Source organism: Streptomyces sp. NPDC039736 (assembly GCF_055596485.1).
In genome coordinates, this window is sequence record NZ_JBVIUQ010000002.1 from 516,489 (window position 1) to 532,520 (window position 16,032).

The 16,032-nt window shown below is 72.0% G+C and carries 16 protein-coding genes; 13 read left to right on the top strand and 3 right to left on the bottom strand.

What is annotated here, in order from left to right:
• Window positions 1-23 precede the first annotated feature (23 nt).
• Complete coding sequence (locus ACZ56L_RS07360; RefSeq protein WP_468686597.1) at window positions 24-557, bottom strand: DUF6879 family protein; 534 nt, start codon at window positions 555-557, stop codon at window positions 24-26.
• Window positions 529-792, bottom strand: coding sequence for a hypothetical protein (locus tag ACZ56L_RS07365; RefSeq protein WP_468686949.1), 264 nt, complete (start codon window positions 790-792; stop codon window positions 529-531). The genes ACZ56L_RS07360 and ACZ56L_RS07365 overlap by 29 nt, the downstream gene beginning before the upstream one ends.
• A gap of 400 nt (window positions 793-1,192) precedes the next feature.
• On the opposite strand from ACZ56L_RS07365, the gene ACZ56L_RS07370 reads away from it, so the two are divergent.
• Window positions 1,193-2,101: a hypothetical protein gene (locus ACZ56L_RS07370; protein ID WP_468686602.1), complete on the top strand. Its 909-nt coding sequence runs from the start codon at window positions 1,193-1,195 to the stop codon at window positions 2,099-2,101.
• Window positions 2,102-2,127: 26 nt separating this feature from the next.
• On the opposite strand, the gene ACZ56L_RS07375 is transcribed toward ACZ56L_RS07370, so the two are convergent.
• Entirely contained in the window at window positions 2,128-3,144 is a 1,017-nt protein-coding gene (locus ACZ56L_RS07375; protein ID WP_401754629.1) for a helix-turn-helix transcriptional regulator, read from the bottom strand.
• A 335-nt stretch (window positions 3,145-3,479) separates the two neighbouring features.
• Here ACZ56L_RS07375 and ACZ56L_RS07380 point away from each other — a divergent pair, with 335 nt between their 5' ends.
• From ACZ56L_RS07380 to ACZ56L_RS07435, 12 genes are all read left to right on the top strand, one after another.
• Complete coding sequence (locus ACZ56L_RS07380) at window positions 3,480-3,857, top strand: hypothetical protein (RefSeq protein WP_471062381.1); 378 nt, start codon at window positions 3,480-3,482, stop codon at window positions 3,855-3,857.
• A gap of 92 nt (window positions 3,858-3,949) precedes the next feature.
• Window positions 3,950-4,930 carry an LLM class flavin-dependent oxidoreductase gene (locus ACZ56L_RS07385; RefSeq protein WP_468686611.1) on the top strand — a complete coding sequence of 327 codons (981 nt, stop codon included), beginning with the start codon at window positions 3,950-3,952 and terminating at the stop codon, window positions 4,928-4,930.
• A 108-nt stretch (window positions 4,931-5,038) separates the two neighbouring features.
• Window positions 5,039-6,115: a daptide biosynthesis RiPP recognition protein gene (gene mpaB, locus ACZ56L_RS07390; RefSeq protein WP_471062383.1), complete on the top strand. Its 1,077-nt coding sequence runs from the start codon at window positions 5,039-5,041 to the stop codon at window positions 6,113-6,115.
• Window positions 6,112-6,960: a daptide-type RiPP biosynthesis methyltransferase gene (mpaM, locus tag ACZ56L_RS07395; protein WP_471062385.1), complete on the top strand. Its 849-nt coding sequence runs from the start codon at window positions 6,112-6,114 to the stop codon at window positions 6,958-6,960. The genes mpaB and mpaM overlap by 4 nt, the downstream gene beginning before the upstream one ends.
• Window positions 6,957-8,237, top strand: a complete 1,281-nt coding sequence (mpaD, locus tag ACZ56L_RS07400) for a daptide-type RiPP biosynthesis aminotransferase (RefSeq protein WP_471062387.1) — start codon at window positions 6,957-6,959, stop codon at window positions 8,235-8,237. The genes mpaM and mpaD overlap by 4 nt, the downstream gene beginning before the upstream one ends.
• Before the next feature lie 18 nt (window positions 8,238-8,255).
• Window positions 8,256-9,467: a daptide-type RiPP biosynthesis dehydogenase gene (gene mpaC / locus ACZ56L_RS07405; RefSeq protein ID WP_471062389.1), complete on the top strand. Its 1,212-nt coding sequence runs from the start codon at window positions 8,256-8,258 to the stop codon at window positions 9,465-9,467.
• A gap of 63 nt (window positions 9,468-9,530) precedes the next feature.
• A complete protein-coding gene (locus tag ACZ56L_RS07410; protein ID WP_189822144.1) occupies window positions 9,531-9,689 on the top strand; it encodes a daptide-type RiPP in 159 nt (52 codons plus the stop codon).
• 110 nt (window positions 9,690-9,799) lie between these two features.
• Window positions 9,800-9,958, top strand: coding sequence for a daptide-type RiPP (locus ACZ56L_RS07415; RefSeq protein ID WP_345221521.1), 159 nt, complete (start codon window positions 9,800-9,802; stop codon window positions 9,956-9,958).
• Window positions 9,959-10,040: 82 nt separating this feature from the next.
• Complete coding sequence (locus ACZ56L_RS07420; protein WP_189822142.1) at window positions 10,041-10,202, top strand: daptide-type RiPP; 162 nt, start codon at window positions 10,041-10,043, stop codon at window positions 10,200-10,202.
• Window positions 10,203-10,399: 197 nt separating this feature from the next.
• Window positions 10,400-12,049: a daptide biosynthesis intramembrane metalloprotease gene (mpaP, locus tag ACZ56L_RS07425; RefSeq protein ID WP_471062392.1), complete on the top strand. Its 1,650-nt coding sequence runs from the start codon at window positions 10,400-10,402 to the stop codon at window positions 12,047-12,049.
• Window positions 12,050-12,119: 70 nt separating this feature from the next.
• The gene (gene lanKC, locus ACZ56L_RS07430) at window positions 12,120-14,675 is read left to right on the top strand and encodes a class III lanthionine synthetase LanKC (protein WP_471062394.1); all 2,556 of its coding nucleotides are present in this window, start codon (window positions 12,120-12,122) and stop codon (window positions 14,673-14,675) included.
• Window positions 14,672-15,979 carry a YcaO-like family protein gene (locus ACZ56L_RS07435; protein ID WP_471062396.1) on the top strand — a complete coding sequence of 436 codons (1,308 nt, stop codon included), beginning with the start codon at window positions 14,672-14,674 and terminating at the stop codon, window positions 15,977-15,979. The genes lanKC and ACZ56L_RS07435 overlap by 4 nt, the downstream gene beginning before the upstream one ends.
• Window positions 15,980-16,032 lie beyond the last annotated feature (53 nt).

Genomic DNA, 16,032 nt, shown 5'->3' on the forward strand with positions numbered 1-16,032 from the left:
CCGGTGCTCGTGGCGGTCGTGGGTCAGAGGGTGAACTTCTCGTGCGGGACCGCCCGGTCCCACACCGCTTCGAATGCCGCGGTGCACAACTCGGCCACGGACGGTTCCGTGCGCAGTTCCATGCCCGGGTCGGCCCAGGCTCCGTTGCCTGTGAAGTGGTTGAAGATCACGGTGGCGCCGTCGAAGACCCAGAAGTCGTTACCCGGCAGGGCGATGTCGGAGGCCAGTCGACGTGGCAGCCAACGGACTTCTTCTCCGGCCGCCAGGTTCACCACGGTGCCTTCGTGCAAGTAGCGTGTGTACGCACTGACCGGCTCGGATACGATGCGCGCCCTGCGGATGACCACGCCACGTGCGACGGACGCGGCGATCTGCTCGACCCACGGACGCCAGTAGTCGGAGGCGGGGTCGTTGTCCCGCTCCCCCGTCCGCTGCCAGAGAGCGAAACCCGAGGACTCGTCGTCGACGCCGTAGGAGTCCCGCGTCTCCAGGTGAACAGCCGAGTGCCGGGCTGCTTCCAGCAGTTCGTCAAAGCTCGGTACGTCGTTCTGCTTCATCACATGCCTTCCTGAGGACGGGCACCATCCGGGCCGGGATCCGGATGACCGACTCGTGGTCGGGGATGCCCGCTGTGTGGCCGGCTACCCATTGCGTCTCGTGGATCTTCACGGTCAGTTCGTTCTCGGCGGTGATGCCCTGGATGACGAGGTCAGCGGTTTCCTCGTGGACCCACACGGTCGGGGAGCCGTTCTTCTCGGTCTCCGGATCCATTCCGACGAACTCTAGGTTCATGGTGATCTCCCGTGTTGAGCCGGTTGGGGTTTGCTGCCCGATCATCAGCGGAAGGCGAGGGCTCGTAAAGAGCGAACAGGTGCGCTAGGTGTTTTCCAAGTCCGCTGCAAAGCAAGTGAGTTGAGTTGCTTCGGGCGCTTGAGGCCCGGGCGGCGAGGTTCGAGATTTTTTTGCTGGGAACGGTGGGTGGGACTCATCCCGCCCACCCACCCTTTCGCGGGCGCGTGACGCGTGCGTCGGGCGTCAACTGGGCGCGGACGTCCGCGAGATGACTTTTCGTGATCGGGTCGCGACCACGCGTTGCGAGCGTGTACCGTGCGTCACGACAGAGCGACCCCCATGCGGTGCTAGGCACACCACACAGGGGTCTGACCAACGAGATCGTAAGGAGCGATCCCCCATGGCTGTTCAAGAGCTTAGTCGTACCCTGCACGCCCCCGCCCACCCGATGGCCAAGCCCGGGTACGGGAAGAAGGCCGCGCCCGATCAACTTCCACTCGACGGCGGAACCTTCGCACACCTGCCCAGGCGTGAGGCGTCCATCGCCCGGTACATCGACGGGCTTCCCGAAGGCGCCGACATCAGCATCAAGACGCTGGCCAGGGAGATGGAGGCATACGGGCAGATGGCCATCGGCAGTGCGCTCAGGTACCTGACCGCCGCCGGGCATCTGCGGCGGTTCCGCGAGGAGGTGTGGGTGGAGCGGGAGGGGTACCGGCAGGTCACCCGGACCTGGTTCTCGCGGACCGCGCGGCACGAGCACTGGTGGCGGGCGCTGGTCCTGGGCGACGTGCCCGAGAGCGGGAAAGAGCATGACGTGCCCGTGGACGAACCGGGGGAGGCCGAGCGGCGCGGGTACGACGCGCTGGCGCGGGTCGCGCGGAATGAGCCGCAACTGCCCCTGTCCGCCGCGTCCTGCGAGGCACTCGCGCCGCTCGCCGCCGAGTGGTTCAAGCGGGGGATGAGCGAGGCGCAGTTCGTGCGGACGCTGACCTTCTGCCTGCCGCAGCCGGTGCGCCATCCGTTCGGGTTCGTGCAGCGCAGGCTGATCGACGAGATGCCGCCCGAACTGCCGGGCCCGGTGCAGGGGCTGATCGCCATGGAGTGCACCGGGTGCGGCGTGCCGGGGCCGGCCGAGGCCCTGCCCGGCGGGTTGTGCGGACCCTGCCGGAGTACGCCGTACGCCCGCCCCGAGAAGGGGTTGCCCGCCGACGTCGTACGCGGAAAGGCCGAGCGGATTCGGCGGGAGATCCAGCAGACGCAGGGGATGCGGGGGTACGGGCGAGGGCCCCGGCCGCCGCGTCGCTGACGCGGGTGGCGGCCCGGGCCTCCGGGTCAGGTGAGCCAGCCGCGTTCGTGGGCGATCAGGGCCGCCTCCACCCTGTTCGCCGCTCCCAGGCGGCGCATCAGGGTGGCGAGGTGCTTGCGGTAGGTGCGGATCGAGACGCCGAGGTGGCGGGCGGCGGTTTCGTCCTTGTCCGCCGTGCGCAGGAGGGCCAGGACCTTGCGTTCGATGTCGGAGGGGAGGTCGGTGTCCTCGCCGGGGAGTTCGTCGGCGGCCTGCCACATGCGCTCGTAAAGGGTGATCAGCGTGGAGACCAGGCCAGGCTCCCTTACGAGGAGTGCGCCCTTGGCGGTGAGGGTGGGGTCGATGGGGGTGAGTGCGGCCTGCCGGTCGACGATGATCACGCGTTCGATGGGGTGGTGGGAGACACGGATCTCCGCTCCGTGCGTCACCAGTTCCCGCGTGTACGCCAGGCTGGCCTCGTCCTGCAGGACCGCCGCCCCCAGGATCATGCGCATCCGCACCCCGCGCCGCAGCAGCCGCATGTTGATCGGGCGTGAGACGGTGATGGACTCCGGGGACATCACGCCGCGCGGGTGCGTGGTCAGGTCTTCGGAGCGGGCGAAGAAGGTCAGCTCGTCGATGGCTTCCCGTACAGCGTCGATGCCGTACAGGTGCGTGATCATCTGGTTGTTCTCGGAGCCGGTTCCGGCGTGCGGGGACGGGGTGGCCGCGCGGCGCTCGCGGAAGAGGGATTCGAGGACCGCACGCTGGGTCACCTCGCCCTCCAGTTCCTCGCGCAGGGCGCGCAGGCGGCCGTCTATGAGGGCGTCCACGGCTCGGGGCGGCGGGACGGGCCGTACGACTCCGTTGGCAGCGCGGGAGGCCAGGCCCAGGGTCACCAGTCGGTCCAGGTCCGGGTCCCGGAGATCCGGGTCCTGGAGTTCCGGGTCCTGGGATTCCGGGTCGGGGTGCTCGGCGGCGGGGCGCTCCGGGTGCTCGGCGGGCGGGCGGGTGGATTCGCGGCGGAGGAGTGCGCGGTAGAGGTGGTCCTCTCTCTCGCTCACCCCCAGAAACTCCAGCAAGTGCGGCATTTTCGTCTTCCCCCGTGGTCGAGCGGGCACCACATCTTTTACTGGATCTTCAAGTGATGATCGAGGGTTGTCAACGGAGGTTGCTGACGGGGCGTCAGGCTCCATTTGCGGGGGCTGAGTTGTCGCGCGGGCTCCGGCGGAGGGTTTGTGAGGGCCCGATGGCGATCGCTGCACGATGAGGAAAACGAAGGTGCAGCAAGCTGCGCGCATATGCCCTCGTGACCGGCCCCCGCAGACGGCAAAGTCGTTCTCGCAAGGAAGCACCGCAGGAACACAGCGAAACCGCACCGAGCAACGGGGAGATCATCGTGAACAGCAACTCGTCCTACAGCCGGCTTTCCCGCCGCAGCGCGCAGGTCGTGATCGGTCTGCTGACCACGGGGGTTCTCGCCTTCGGTGCACAGGGCGCGGCCCAGGCGGCCGACAACAACGACTGGGAGGTGCCGGGTGCCCGTGGGTCGGTGGCGCTGAAGGTCGAGAACAACGACTGGGAGGTGCCGGGTGCCCGTGGGTCGGTGGCGCTGAAGGTCGACAACAACGACTGGGAGGTACCGGGCATCCGTGGGTCGGTGGTGCTGAAGGTCGACAACAACGACTGGGAGGTGCCGGGTGCCCGTGGATCGGTGGTGCTGAAGGTCGACAACAACGACTGGGAGGTGCCGTCGCCCGGCCCCGGTGGCAAGTAGCCCCCACCGGCCGCCGTCGAACCGCACCCGCCCGCCATGACCCGCCGACCACGGCCCGCCCGCGATCACGACCGAGGAGACCCCGACCGACCATGACCGACTACTCCGTTCTCCTGCCCTGCGTCCCCCGTCGACTGGAGCAGGCGCTGCCCTTCGCAGGACTGGTCCAGTGGACCGGAGCCACCCGGCTCTGGCAGGGACAGGCCATGGTGATGGAGCCGCACCAGACCTTCACGGGGCTGGCCGGGGCCGGGTTCAGGGTTCCGACGGGCTTCGGGGTCACGCTGATGCCGCTGCGCCACCCGTACGAAGCCGCCCTCCAGGCCCGGTCGGTGGCGCTGGCCACCGGTGAGTCGGTGATCGCGGGCTTCGGCCCCGGCGCCGCCGCCTTCCAGGCGAACATCCTGGGGGCCCCGTACGCCAAGCCGCTCCAGGTGGCGCGGCAGTACGTCCAGGCGGTGCGGGGGCTGCTCGACGGCGAGACGGTCGAGATGGACGGTCCGCACTACACCTTCCGGGGGCAGCTCGCCCCGGCCGTGGCGCCCAGGGTCGACGTCGGCCTCGGGGTACTGCGGCCCGGCATGGCCAGGCTGGCGGGTGAGGTGGCCGACGTCGTGATCACCTGGCTGACGCCGCCCGCCTACCTGCGGGAGGTCATCCTGCCCGCGGTGGAGGAGGGTGCGGCCCGAGCGGGACGCACGACGCTGCCGAGGATCGTCGCCATGGTGCCCACCGGGCTCCAGAAGGACGGCCGCGAGGGCGACGTGCCCGAACGGCTCGCGGTGATCGGCAACGCCCCGCACATGCAGGCCCCGCACTACCTGGACATGCTCGGCCGGGCCGGCGTGGACGTCCGCTCGGGAAAGCTGGAGGACGTGGCGCGCGGTGTCGTGGAGACCGGCGCGTTCGCCGGCGGCGACCTGCCGCAGGTGGTCAAGGCGCTCAAGGCCTTCGAGGAGGCCGGAGTCGACGAGATCGTGCTCAACAGCACCGCCGTGCACAAGCTCTTCGGCACGCAGGAGACGCTCTCCGACCTGTCGACGATCCTCAAGGCGGTCGTGGCGCCGCACTGACCGGCACCGGCCCCCGGGGCTCCGGCCCCCTGACATTCAGCACCTGACATTGACCCGATGCCCCTGGAGGCAGGCGGGAACGTACACCGACGAAGGATGTTCTCTGGCATGGACACGACAGGAGTGGGCTCGACCGGGCCCGGCACGGCCCCCGCCGGGCCCCGCACCGCGGATCGCAAACGTCTCAAGGACCACCTCATCTCCTGGGCCACCGGCGCCCCCCTCAAGGGCGCCCCGGGACCCGGCGTCCAGACGCTCGTGCTGAGCGACGCCGCCCACGTCCCCGCCGTCGTGGCCGCCGGACTCGTCGGCCCCTCGACCCTGCTGCTGGCCCCCGACGACGGCACCGGCGTCCCCGCCCCCGCCGTGGGGTACGAGGGCAGCCTCACCGAGCCCGGCGACGAGCTCTCCAACGGCCAGGACTTCTTCCTCCAGACGCACTCCTACGCCTCCAGCCCCTACATGACCGTCTTCGGCCCGACCGTCGTACGGCTGACGGACCGCCCCGACTTCGAGGCCTACCTCGCCGACGCCGACCGTGCGCTGACCGACGGCGTCTTCCCCGACTTCCTCCTCACCTCCTCGGTGGTGCTGGCCGACGCCGGAGCCCTCGGCGGCAGCCACCACCCGGCGGACGGCCCCTTCGTACGGCTCTACGCCGACCCGGACGGGTACGTCTCCACCACCCCGACCGGCGCGGTCCTCGGCACGGTCGACGACAGCCTCGACACGCTCACCCGGCGCTTCGCCGAACTCGGCCCCGACGAGGCGGCACTGGGCGCGGTGGTCCCGCAGGACATCCGTGACCAGGCCCTGCGCAGCCGCCCCTTCCTGCCCCGCTACCTCAAGGCCATCACCGCGATGCGCATCCTGATGGCGCACGGCAGGACCGGGCTCAAGGTCTCGGGATTCGGCGCACGCCTCACCCCGGAGCTGGCCGGCGCCGCCGCCGACCTGGGTGACGCCACCCTGCCCCTGGTCGTGCACGGCGACTCCGGGACGTACATGGTGATCAGCGGCCGGCTCTTCGCCGTCCGCCCGGAGACCGCCCGCGCCCTGGAATGCCTCCTGGCCGCCCCCGAGCGCGTCACCGCACTCGTCCCCGCCGCCGAACTCGACATGCTGGACGAGCTGCTCGCCCAGCACGGCGTACGGCTCAACCCCCTTCAGGCGGTGGCCGCATGAGCACCGCGACCCTCACCCCCGAAGCACCCCTGACCCTCGAAGCGCCCCCGCACACCCACGCCGCCCGACGCGTCGCCGGGCTCGGCGACCGCGTACGGCTCTGCGGTCTGTACGACTCCCTGGGCGCCCCCCTCTACCAGGACCTCGCCACCTACGACGACCCCGAGACCCGGGCCCTGCTGAGCGCCGTGCGCACCGCTCCCGGAGCCGTGCTGGACCTGGCCGCCGGAGCGGGCCGCTTCACCCTCCCGCTGCTGGCCGCGGGACGCGAGGTCACCGCCCTCGACCTGTCCGCCGACATGCTGGCCCTGCTGCACGCCGAGCTCGGCAAGGCCCCCGCCACCATGCGGGACCGCTGCACCGTCGTACAGGCGGACATGTCCGCCTTCGACCTCGGCGGAGTGCGCTTCCCGCACGTCCTGCTCGGCACCACCTCGCTCTCCCTCCTGGACGGGGACGGCCGCAAGGGCCTGTTCCGCAGCGTCCTGGACCACCTGACCGAAGGCGGCCAGTTCCTGCTGACCGTCATGGAACGAGGGGACGCCGAGGGTCCCGCCGAGACCGCCGTACGGGTCGCCGGAGCCAGCGGCACGGTCTACGAGCTGTACGAACACTGGCCGGCCGGCGCCGACAGCCGCGCCGTCACCCTCATCCCCCTGCCCGCCGACGGCGCGCCCGACGACGGCCCCACCACGGTCTGCACCGACCGCGTGGCCATCGTCGACCTGCCCGAACTGGAGGCCGAGCTGACGGCCGCGGGCCTGACCGTCACCGCCCGCCAGCCCCTCACCCCGCCCGGCGAGCGTCACCGCGTGACGCTCCTGACCACGGAAGCCACCCGATGACGACGACAGCGCTCTGGCCCTACCTCGTCCCGCCCTCCGGCCACGGCGACGACAGCATCTGCGCGGTCTCCGCGAGCGGACACCGCGTCACCTTCGCCGACGGCAGCACCCGCTTGGACGCCGACAGCGGCCTGTGGAACGTCAACCTCGGCTATGGAAACGAGCGCATCGCCGAGGCGCTCGCCGAAGCCGCTCAGAACGCCTCCTACCTGGGAGCCTTCCGCTTCGAGAACGTCTACGCCCGCCGGGCGGCCGACGACCTGCTGCGGGTCTCGGGCCCCGACCACTACTCCCGGGTGCTGTTCTCCACCGGCGGCGGTGTCGCCAACGACGCCGTGATGAAGCTGGCCCGCATCTTCCACGCCGCCCAGGGCGTCCCCAACCGCAACCTGATCGTCTCGCTGCGCGGCAGCTTCCACGGCCTGACCTTCGGCGGCTTCGCCCTCACCGGTGAGGACCTCGGACAGCGGGTCTACGGAGTCGACCAGCGCCACATCCGGCACGTCTCACCCAACGACACGGCCGAACTCGGCCGGCTGATGACCTCCCTCGGCCACCGCGTCGCCGCCGTGATCGTGGAACCCGTCGTCGGCACCGGCACCGTCCCCCTCACCGAGGAGTACGTCGCCGAACTGGGCCGACTGCGCGACGACTTCGGCTACCTCCTGGTCGCCGACGAGGTCGCCACCGGCTTCGGCCGCACCGGCCAGTACTTCGCCTCCGAGAGCTGGCCCGGCCGCCCGGACGTCCTGGTGACCTCCAAGGGCCTGACCAACGGGGCCTGCCCGGCAGCCGCGCTGGTGATGTCGAAGCGGGTGACCGACGTGCTGGAGGAGACCGACACCACCTTCGCCCACGCCGAGACCCAGGGCGGCACCGCCCTCGTCGGCGCGGCCGTCAGCGCCACCATCGCCGAGATGGAACGCCTCGACGCGGTCGCGGCGGGACGCGACGTCGCCGCCTGGCTCCAGCAGGGGCTCGCCGAACTCGTCGAGCGGCATCCGCTCGCCCACGGCACCACCGGCACCGGCTGCTTCCGCACCCTGCACGTACGGCACGCCGACGGCGGCGAACTGTCCGGCCAGGACGTCGCCACCCTGGTCGCCCGCATCCGCGGCGCCGGCGCCCTGGTCCACCCCGGGCCCTCCGGCATCCAGCTCGTACCCGCCCTCACCTACTCCCGCGACGACGTCGCCGAGCTCCTGACCTGCATCGAAGCGGGGATCGACACCCTGACGCCCGCCACCGCCACCGTCCCTGCCACCGCCACCGCCTGAACCGGAAGGAGCCGACAGATGCCCGCCGCACTCGATGCGTACGACCAGATCCCTGGCCTGCTCCGGGATCTGCGCCCCACCGGAGTGACCGTCCTGGCCGACCCGGCCGTGGCGGAGCACACCGTCACCGAGCAGGTCAGGGACCGCCTCACCCGGGCCGGGTTCGCACCGACCCCGGCGTCGACCCCGGCGGACGGCACACTGCCGGCCATCGAGGCCTTCGCAGCGGGGCTGGGAGACGGAGAACTGGTCGTCGGGATCGGCGGGGGCTCCACCCTCGACTTCGCCAAGCTGGCGACCGCGATCAGCCGCAGCCCCGAAACCGTCCGCTACCTCACCGCGGGCCAGCGCAGCGGGCTGGTCGTGCTCCCCGCGGCACTGGGGGAGTACGCGAACCTCCTGGCGGTGCCCACCACCCTGGGCACCGGCACCGAGGCGGGTCCCGTCGCCTGCTACCCGTACGACGGCGTCAAACGCATCGCGATGGGCGAGGTCCTCAGACCGCGCGCCGCCCTCCGGGTGGCCGGGGCGACCGAGACCCTGCCGGGCCGGCTCGTACTGGACGGCGTACTGGAGGCGATCTTCCGGACCGTCATCCCGTACACCAGCGACAGTGTCGACCTGCCCCGACAGGACGCCGCCGTCGAGGAATTGGCCGGTGCGCTGCTGCTGGCCGGTGACGAGATCGCCCGCAGCCTGGCCGCCGGGGAACCGGCGCCCGAGGCCGAGCGGCTGCGCGTCGCCCGGCTCAGCGCGGAGAGCCAGCTCGGCGCCATCAACGTCGGACGCAGCCCCTACGCGGTGAAGTGCTGGGCACTGGCGAACGAACTCTCCACCGCGCTCGGCCTGGCCAAGATGCGCGCCGTCGCCGCCCTCTGGCCGCTCGTGTGGCGCAGGGCCCTGGCGGGGGACACCCGCTTCGGCAGCGCCGCCCGCATCCAGCGGCTGTGGGGACGACTCAGGCTGCACGCGCCCTGGTTGGCGCCGCATCCGTACGACGGGCTGGGGCAGCTGATGCTGCGCTGGCGGATCGAGCACACCGTGCGCCTCCCCAGGGAACTGCTGCACACCGTCGCCCTGCGCAGCGTGCGCTTCTGGGGCGCCGGACTTCCCACCCTCGCCGGGTTGAGCGCCGACGACATCGCCGCGCTCCTCGACGAGGCCACCGAGCCGGCCGCCGCCCACGCGGCCGACTCCCACGCACTCCTCCCGGCGGGCCCGAGCGCCTGACCGGGAGGTGAAAACCGCACCACCCATCCCATCCCTGAAGAAACAGCACAAGAGGAGAACACCATGAGCGACAACATCCAGGCCGTCGAGCAGGAGCTGGAACTCGTCGCCAACGAGCTGGAGATGCAGGAGCTGGAGCCCATCCAGGCCCCGGGCTGGAGCACCAGCATCGGCGTCAGCGTCGGCATCTCGATCGTCTCGGTCGCCGCGTCCCTCACCTGATCGGGCCTGACCTGATCGAACCGGCCGGGGCCCGCCCGACGGCGGGCCCGCCGGATCCGCAGCACCGCACCACCCCTCACTGAACACACCACACACGCAAGGGAATTCACATGAACGAGAACCTGGGCACCGTCGAGAACATCGAGACCAACGACCTCGTCGAGCTGGAGATGCAGGAGCTGGAGGCCCTTGAGGCTCCGGGCTGGGGCACCTTCTCCGTCGCCTTCTCCACCGGTGTCTCGGTCGGCGTCTCCGTCACCCTGACCTGATCCGGGCCGGCAGCAGCCGCTTCACCCTTCATCGCACCACCCCGCACACACCACGCGACACCACACAGAAAAGGGAATTCACATGAGCGAGAACCTGGGCACCGTCGAGAACATCGCCAACAACGAGCTCGTCGAGCTGGAGATGCAGGAGCTGGAGGCCCTTGAGGCCCCGGGTTTCTGGACGGGCGTCTCCACGGGCGTCGCGATCAGCGCCTCGGTCGCCACCTCCATCACGCTCACCTGAGCCGACCGGCTTCGCGTCGACGAGTGAACCGACGCTGAGGGAGACGGAGTTGACCGACTCCCAGCATCACCTCGGCTGCCCGCTCGGGTGACCCCGAGGATCTGCGGTGGGCCGGCCGGCCACGGTTGGCCGGCCCCCCGCAGGGGTGTCGCACCCCAACTCCCCGCCGCTGTTTCGTTCCCGTTAAGGAAACCTCCGTGAGCGCAGTCCTGATTCCACCGCCCCCGACCGGCACCCTCCCCGAAGACCACACCCGGCAACCCCGCCTCGCGCCCAGCGCCGAGGTCCACGCGCCGGTCGACGGGCAGGGCAACTGGGTCCTCCAGCACGGCTCCCGCTACGTACGGATCAACGAGCGCGTCGCCGAACTCGTCGAGCTGCTCGACGGCGAACGCGACCACGAGGCCCTGGCCGACCGGCTGGGCGCCGGCTGGAACACGGAGCGGGTCGGCAGCGCCGTCTCGCAACTGGACTCCCTCAAGCTGCTGGACGACGGCAAGACCGCGCCGCCCAAGGTCGCGCCGCGCTTCCTGATCGTCCCCCCGATGACCTTCCAGCTCACCGTGCTGCGGCCCGGCCGGGCCATGCAGGCCCTGCGTCCCGTGTTCGCCCGCCTGTTCTCCAAGGGCGCCGTGGCGGCCGGGATCCTCTGCGTCGCCCTCGGCGTGGTCGCCCTCGTCGCCCAGCACCAGGCGGTGGCCACGACCCTGAACAGCCCGATGTCCGCCGTCACCTTCGTCGGCGTACTGCTCGCCCTGCTGTTCGGTGTGTCGATCCACGAGCTGGGCCACGCCGCCGTCCTCATCCGGTACGGGGGCAAGCCCTCCCGCATCGGCGTGATGCTCTTCTACCTGATGCCCGCGTTCTTCTGCGACGTGTCGGACGCCTGGCGGCTGCCGGACCGCAAGCAGCGGGTCCACACCGCCCTCGCCGGGCCCGCCGTACAGACCTCGCTCGCCGCGCTCTCGGCCCTGGTGGCCTGGCCGATGGACGACTCGGTCGCCAAGACCTGCCTGCTCTTCTTCGCGATCAGCAGCTACGCGACGGGCCTGCTCAACCTCACCCCGTTCATCAAGCTCGACGGCTACATCGCCCTGATGAGCCACGTCGACACCCCGTACCTGCGGGACCGGTCCATGGCCGACGCCCGGCGCACCCTGGCCCGGCTCCTGTTCGGCGGCACGTACAAGCGGGAACTGCCCACCCGGTGGACGGTCCTCTACGGCCTCGGCTGCCTCGCCTTCCCGCTGTACTTCATCACCACGGCGCTGGGGACCTGGATCGACACCATGCAGCGGGTCGGCTGGCTCGGACTGCTGCTCGCCTCCTCGGTCATCTCCTACGCCCTGTACCTGCTGGGCCGGGGCGGGGTCAGGCTGGCCGCCGAGGTCAAGGCGGCGGGCGTCAGCCGGGTGCGGGCGTGGACGGTCGGCGCCGCGCTGGCGGCCGCCGGGACCGGCGCACTGTTCCTGCCGGTCCAGCAGACCCTGGCCGCGGCCTACGTCACCGACGCCGCCGGCACCCGGGTGGTGCTGCCACAGGGCAGCGCCGACCAACTGGTGCACGAGGGCGCGCGGGTGAGCCTGCGGACCAACGGTCTGATCATGAACGACTCCGTCGCCACCACCCGGATCGGTACGGCCCCCGCGCAGCCGGCCGACGTCTCGGTCTCCGCCTTCTTCCCCATCGACATGGGCGACGCGGTCGGCATGCCCGCCACCGCCTTCGCACTCGACCTGGACCGGGCTCCCTCGCCGGCCAACGGCACCGCCGAGGTCTCGGTGGGCGAGGTCCCGCTGTGGAAGTCGCTGTACCGCACCTACGTACTGCCCTTCCTGCCCCACTGACCCGCCCCGCACTTCCCACCCGGCCCGCCCTCACGACGACTGGCCTGCCCTTCGACCACTGGAGAACACCGTGCTCGACACCCGGTTCATCGACTTCATCCGAGCGGATTCACTCTTCTACGACGCCCCGGCCACCGAATCCGTCGGGGAGGACTTCCACGAGGGACGCACCCTCCCCGAGGGCTGGACCACCGTCCGGGGCCGCGAGTGGACCGTCTGCACCCCGCCGGAGAACCGCATCCCGGACCAGGGCTGGAAGATCCACGTCGCCGCCTCGCCCGGCAACGCCGCGGAACTCCTGGACGCGGTCGCCCCGTACTGCGTCGAGCACGGGCTCATGTACAAGTACATCTCCGACCTGGAGACCCTCGGCCGCCGGGGCAGCAAGTACGGCGACCGCAGCGCCAGCGGGAAGTTCATCACCCTCTACCCGGTCGACGAGGACGAGCTGAAGCGGACGCTGGACGACCTGGACGCCCTGGTCGGCGGGACCCCCGCCCCGTCCATCCTCAGCGACCTGCGCTGGAAGCAGGGCCCGCTGTACGTCCGCTACGGCGGCTTCGTCCTGAAGACGGCCCGTCTCAAGGACGGCACCCTCACCCCCGCGATCACCACCCCGGACGGCGAACTCGTCCCCGACCAGCGGCGGCCCGGCTTCCACACCCCCGACTGGGTGACCCTGCCGCCGTTCCTGGCCGAGGCCCTGGCCGAGCGGCGCGGACGCACCCTCGAAGACTTCCCCTTCCGCGTCTACAAGGCCCTGCACTTCTCCAACGGCGGCGGCGTCTACCGCGCCGTCGACAAGCGCGACGGCAACGAGGTCCTCCTCAAGGAGGCCCGCCCGCTCGCCGGCCTCGACGCCGCGGGCGACGACGCGGTCACCCGCCTGGAGCGCGAGCACTGGGCGCTGTCCCTGCTCGCCGGACTGCCCTCGGTGCCCGCCCTGGTGGACGAGCGCAAGGGGCACGAGCACTACTTCCTGGCCCGTGAGTACGTCGACGGCACGCCACTGACCGAACTGGTCCACCACCGGCACCCGCACGGCTCCGCCGGCAACACCGCCCGCACCCGCGTCGAGTACACCGAGTGGGCGCTCGACATCCTCGACCAGGTCGCCGAGGGCATCGCCGCCATGCACGAGCGGGGCGTCGTCTTCGGCGACCTGCACCCGGGCAACATCCTGGTCGGCGCGGACGACAAGGTCGCCTTCATCGACCTGGAGACCGCCAGCCCCGTCGAGGAGATGCGCCCGCAGGCCATGGGCTCGCTGGGCTTCCGGGCCCCCGGCCACCTCAGGGGCCCGGACGTCGACCTCTTCGCCCTCGACGTGCTGCGGCTGACCCTGTTCGTACCGATGCCGCACGTGGTGCCGTGGGGCACCGCCAAGATCCGCACCCTGCTGGACGCGGCCGTACGGGACTTCCCGCTGCCGCAGGAGTTCGTCGACCAGGTCGAGCGGGGCCTGGGCCCCGACGTCCTGGGCGCGCACACCGACTACGAGGTCCGCTGGCCGGTCGGCGGCGAACAGGGCGACACTCTGGCCGCCTCGCTCGCCGCTTCCATCGTCGAGGCCGCCACCCCGGAGCGCACCGACCGCCTCTACCCGGGCGACGTCATGCAGTTCATCGCCGCCGACGGGGGAGTCACCTTCGCCCACGGCGCGGCGGGCGTGCTGTGGGCGCTGCACCGGGCAGGCCACGACGCCCCCGCCGAGCACGTGCAGTGGCTGCTCGACCAGGCGGCCCAGGTCTCCGGCGAAGGGCCGGGTTTCTTCACCGGTCTCGCCGGAATCGCCTTCACCCTCCAGGAGCTGGGTCACCACGCGGCCGCCGACGAGGTCCTGGACCGGGCCTTCGCCGCCTGCGACCCCAACGTCGGCTCCACCCTGGCCACCGGCATCTCCGGGCTCGGCCTCACCGCCCTGCACCTCGCCGCCGAACGCGGTGACGACCGCCGCCTCGCCCAGGCCCTGGAGCTCGCCGCACGGCTGCCCGACACCTCGGTCCCGCAGCGCTTCGGGCTGCTGCACGGCCGCTGCGGGCGGGCGCTGTTCCTGCTGCGGCTGTACGAACACACCGGCGACGAGGCCCTGTTGGCGCAGGCCGTGGCCGAACTCCACGCCGACCTCGACATCATCGAGGGCCCCACCTTCGAGGACCGCTTCCTGACCCCCGGCCTCGAAGGCTCGGCGGGCATCGTGCTCACCCTGCGCGCCCTGCTCCCGCACACCCCCGACGACACCCGGCTGCACGCCGCGCTGGAGCGCCTGGTCGCGCTGCCGCACGGCGGCTTCGCCCTCTCCTGCGGTCTCCTCTACGGCCGGGCGGGCGAGATCCTGGTCCTCGCGGACGCCGCCGACGCGCAGGACGAGGCCCAGCGCCGGGTGCTGCGCGCCCACCTCGACGCCCTCGGCTGGGAGGCGCTGGCCGCCGAACCGGGCCGCGTCGACTTCCTCGGCAACCACGGCTACCGGCTCTCCACGGACCTCGGCACCGGCTCGGCGGGCGTCCTGGTGACGCTGGCGGCACTGCGGGACGGAGCTCCGGCACTGCCGTTCCTGGCGCCGGGGGTGCGGGCGGCCGGTGCCGCCGCCCAGGCCGCGACCCCCGCCGAGGTGACCCCGTGATCGACATCCCGGCCACCCTCGCCCCCGCCGCGGGCGTCGCCCTGCGCCACTCGGTGACCCCGCCCCGCGCGGACGAGCCGCTGTGGAGCAGCGCGGTCGAACTCCAGCCCGTCGGCAGCCTGAAGGGCCTCGAAGGCTTCCAGGGGTACGAGGACGGCTCGGACCCGGACAACGGCGACGGCGCGGACCTCCCGCCCTCCGCCCGCTTCGCCGGAGCCAGCGGCGCCACCCGCAACGACGCCCTGCTGCGCGGCACGGGCGAGGCCGTCGAGCGCCGCGCCCTGCACCCCTCGGCCGCCCACCGGGCCCGTTTCGGCGCCGCCGCCGAGCTGGACCGCGTCACCCTGCACGCGTACCACCCGGACCACGCCCTGGCCCACCCGGACGCCGCCGCGGCCGCCATGCCCTGGTACGAGGCGAAGGATGCGGCCACCGGAGCACCGGTGCTGGTCCCCGCCGACTGCGTCGACTGGCCCGCCCGCTCCACCTCGGCCGCGCTCTTCGACCCGAGCCCGTCCGGGGCGGCGGCCGGCCGCACCTACGAGTCCGCGCTCGGCGCGGCGATGGTCGAGGTCGTCGAGCGCGACGCCTTCACCGTCGCCTGGGGCCGCCAACTGCGTCTTCCGACGTACGTGCCGTCGCCCGCCGACACCGCCCTCGAAGCCGTCTGGCAGCGGGCCGGGGCCGAGGGGACCGTCCCCTTCCTGGCCCGCATCCCCACCGCGGTGCCCCACCTCTGGTGCATGGCGGCCTGCTTGATCGACCCGGAGGCCCCGGGGGCGCTCGCCTCCGTGGGCATGAAGGCCACGACCGATCCGGCCGAGGCGGCGGTGAAGGCCTTCCAGGAGGCGTGGCAGGTGCGCACCGCGCTGCGGGCACTGCACCGGCAGGAGGGCGACGCCGGTCCCGTCGCCACGGTGGTGACGGAGCACGACCGGCTGGCGTACATGCTGACCCCGGCCGCGTACGAGTCCGTACGCGACTGGGTGGACGGCTTCCGGGCGCCGCGGCCCCTGCCGTCGGCTCCCGCCGCGGAGCTGCCGGTCGAGGAGCTCACCCGGGCCCTGGCCGCCGACGGCGCCGCCCCCCTCGCCGTCGACCTCACCCGCCGGCTCTCCCCGGCCGTCGCCGCGATGGGCTGGCACGTCGTCAAGGTGCTGGCCCCCGGCTACCAGAACCTCCGGATGGACGAGACCCAGGACTGGAGCTGGCACCGGCCCCGGCTGGCGTCGGCGGTCGCCCGCACCGGCTGCGCGGCCCGCGTGGACGACCCACGGGACACGGCCCCCCACCCCCTGCCCTGACGGGCCACCGGAAGGCCCCGGCTCGCGCGAGCCCCACGAACGTCGAGAGACCG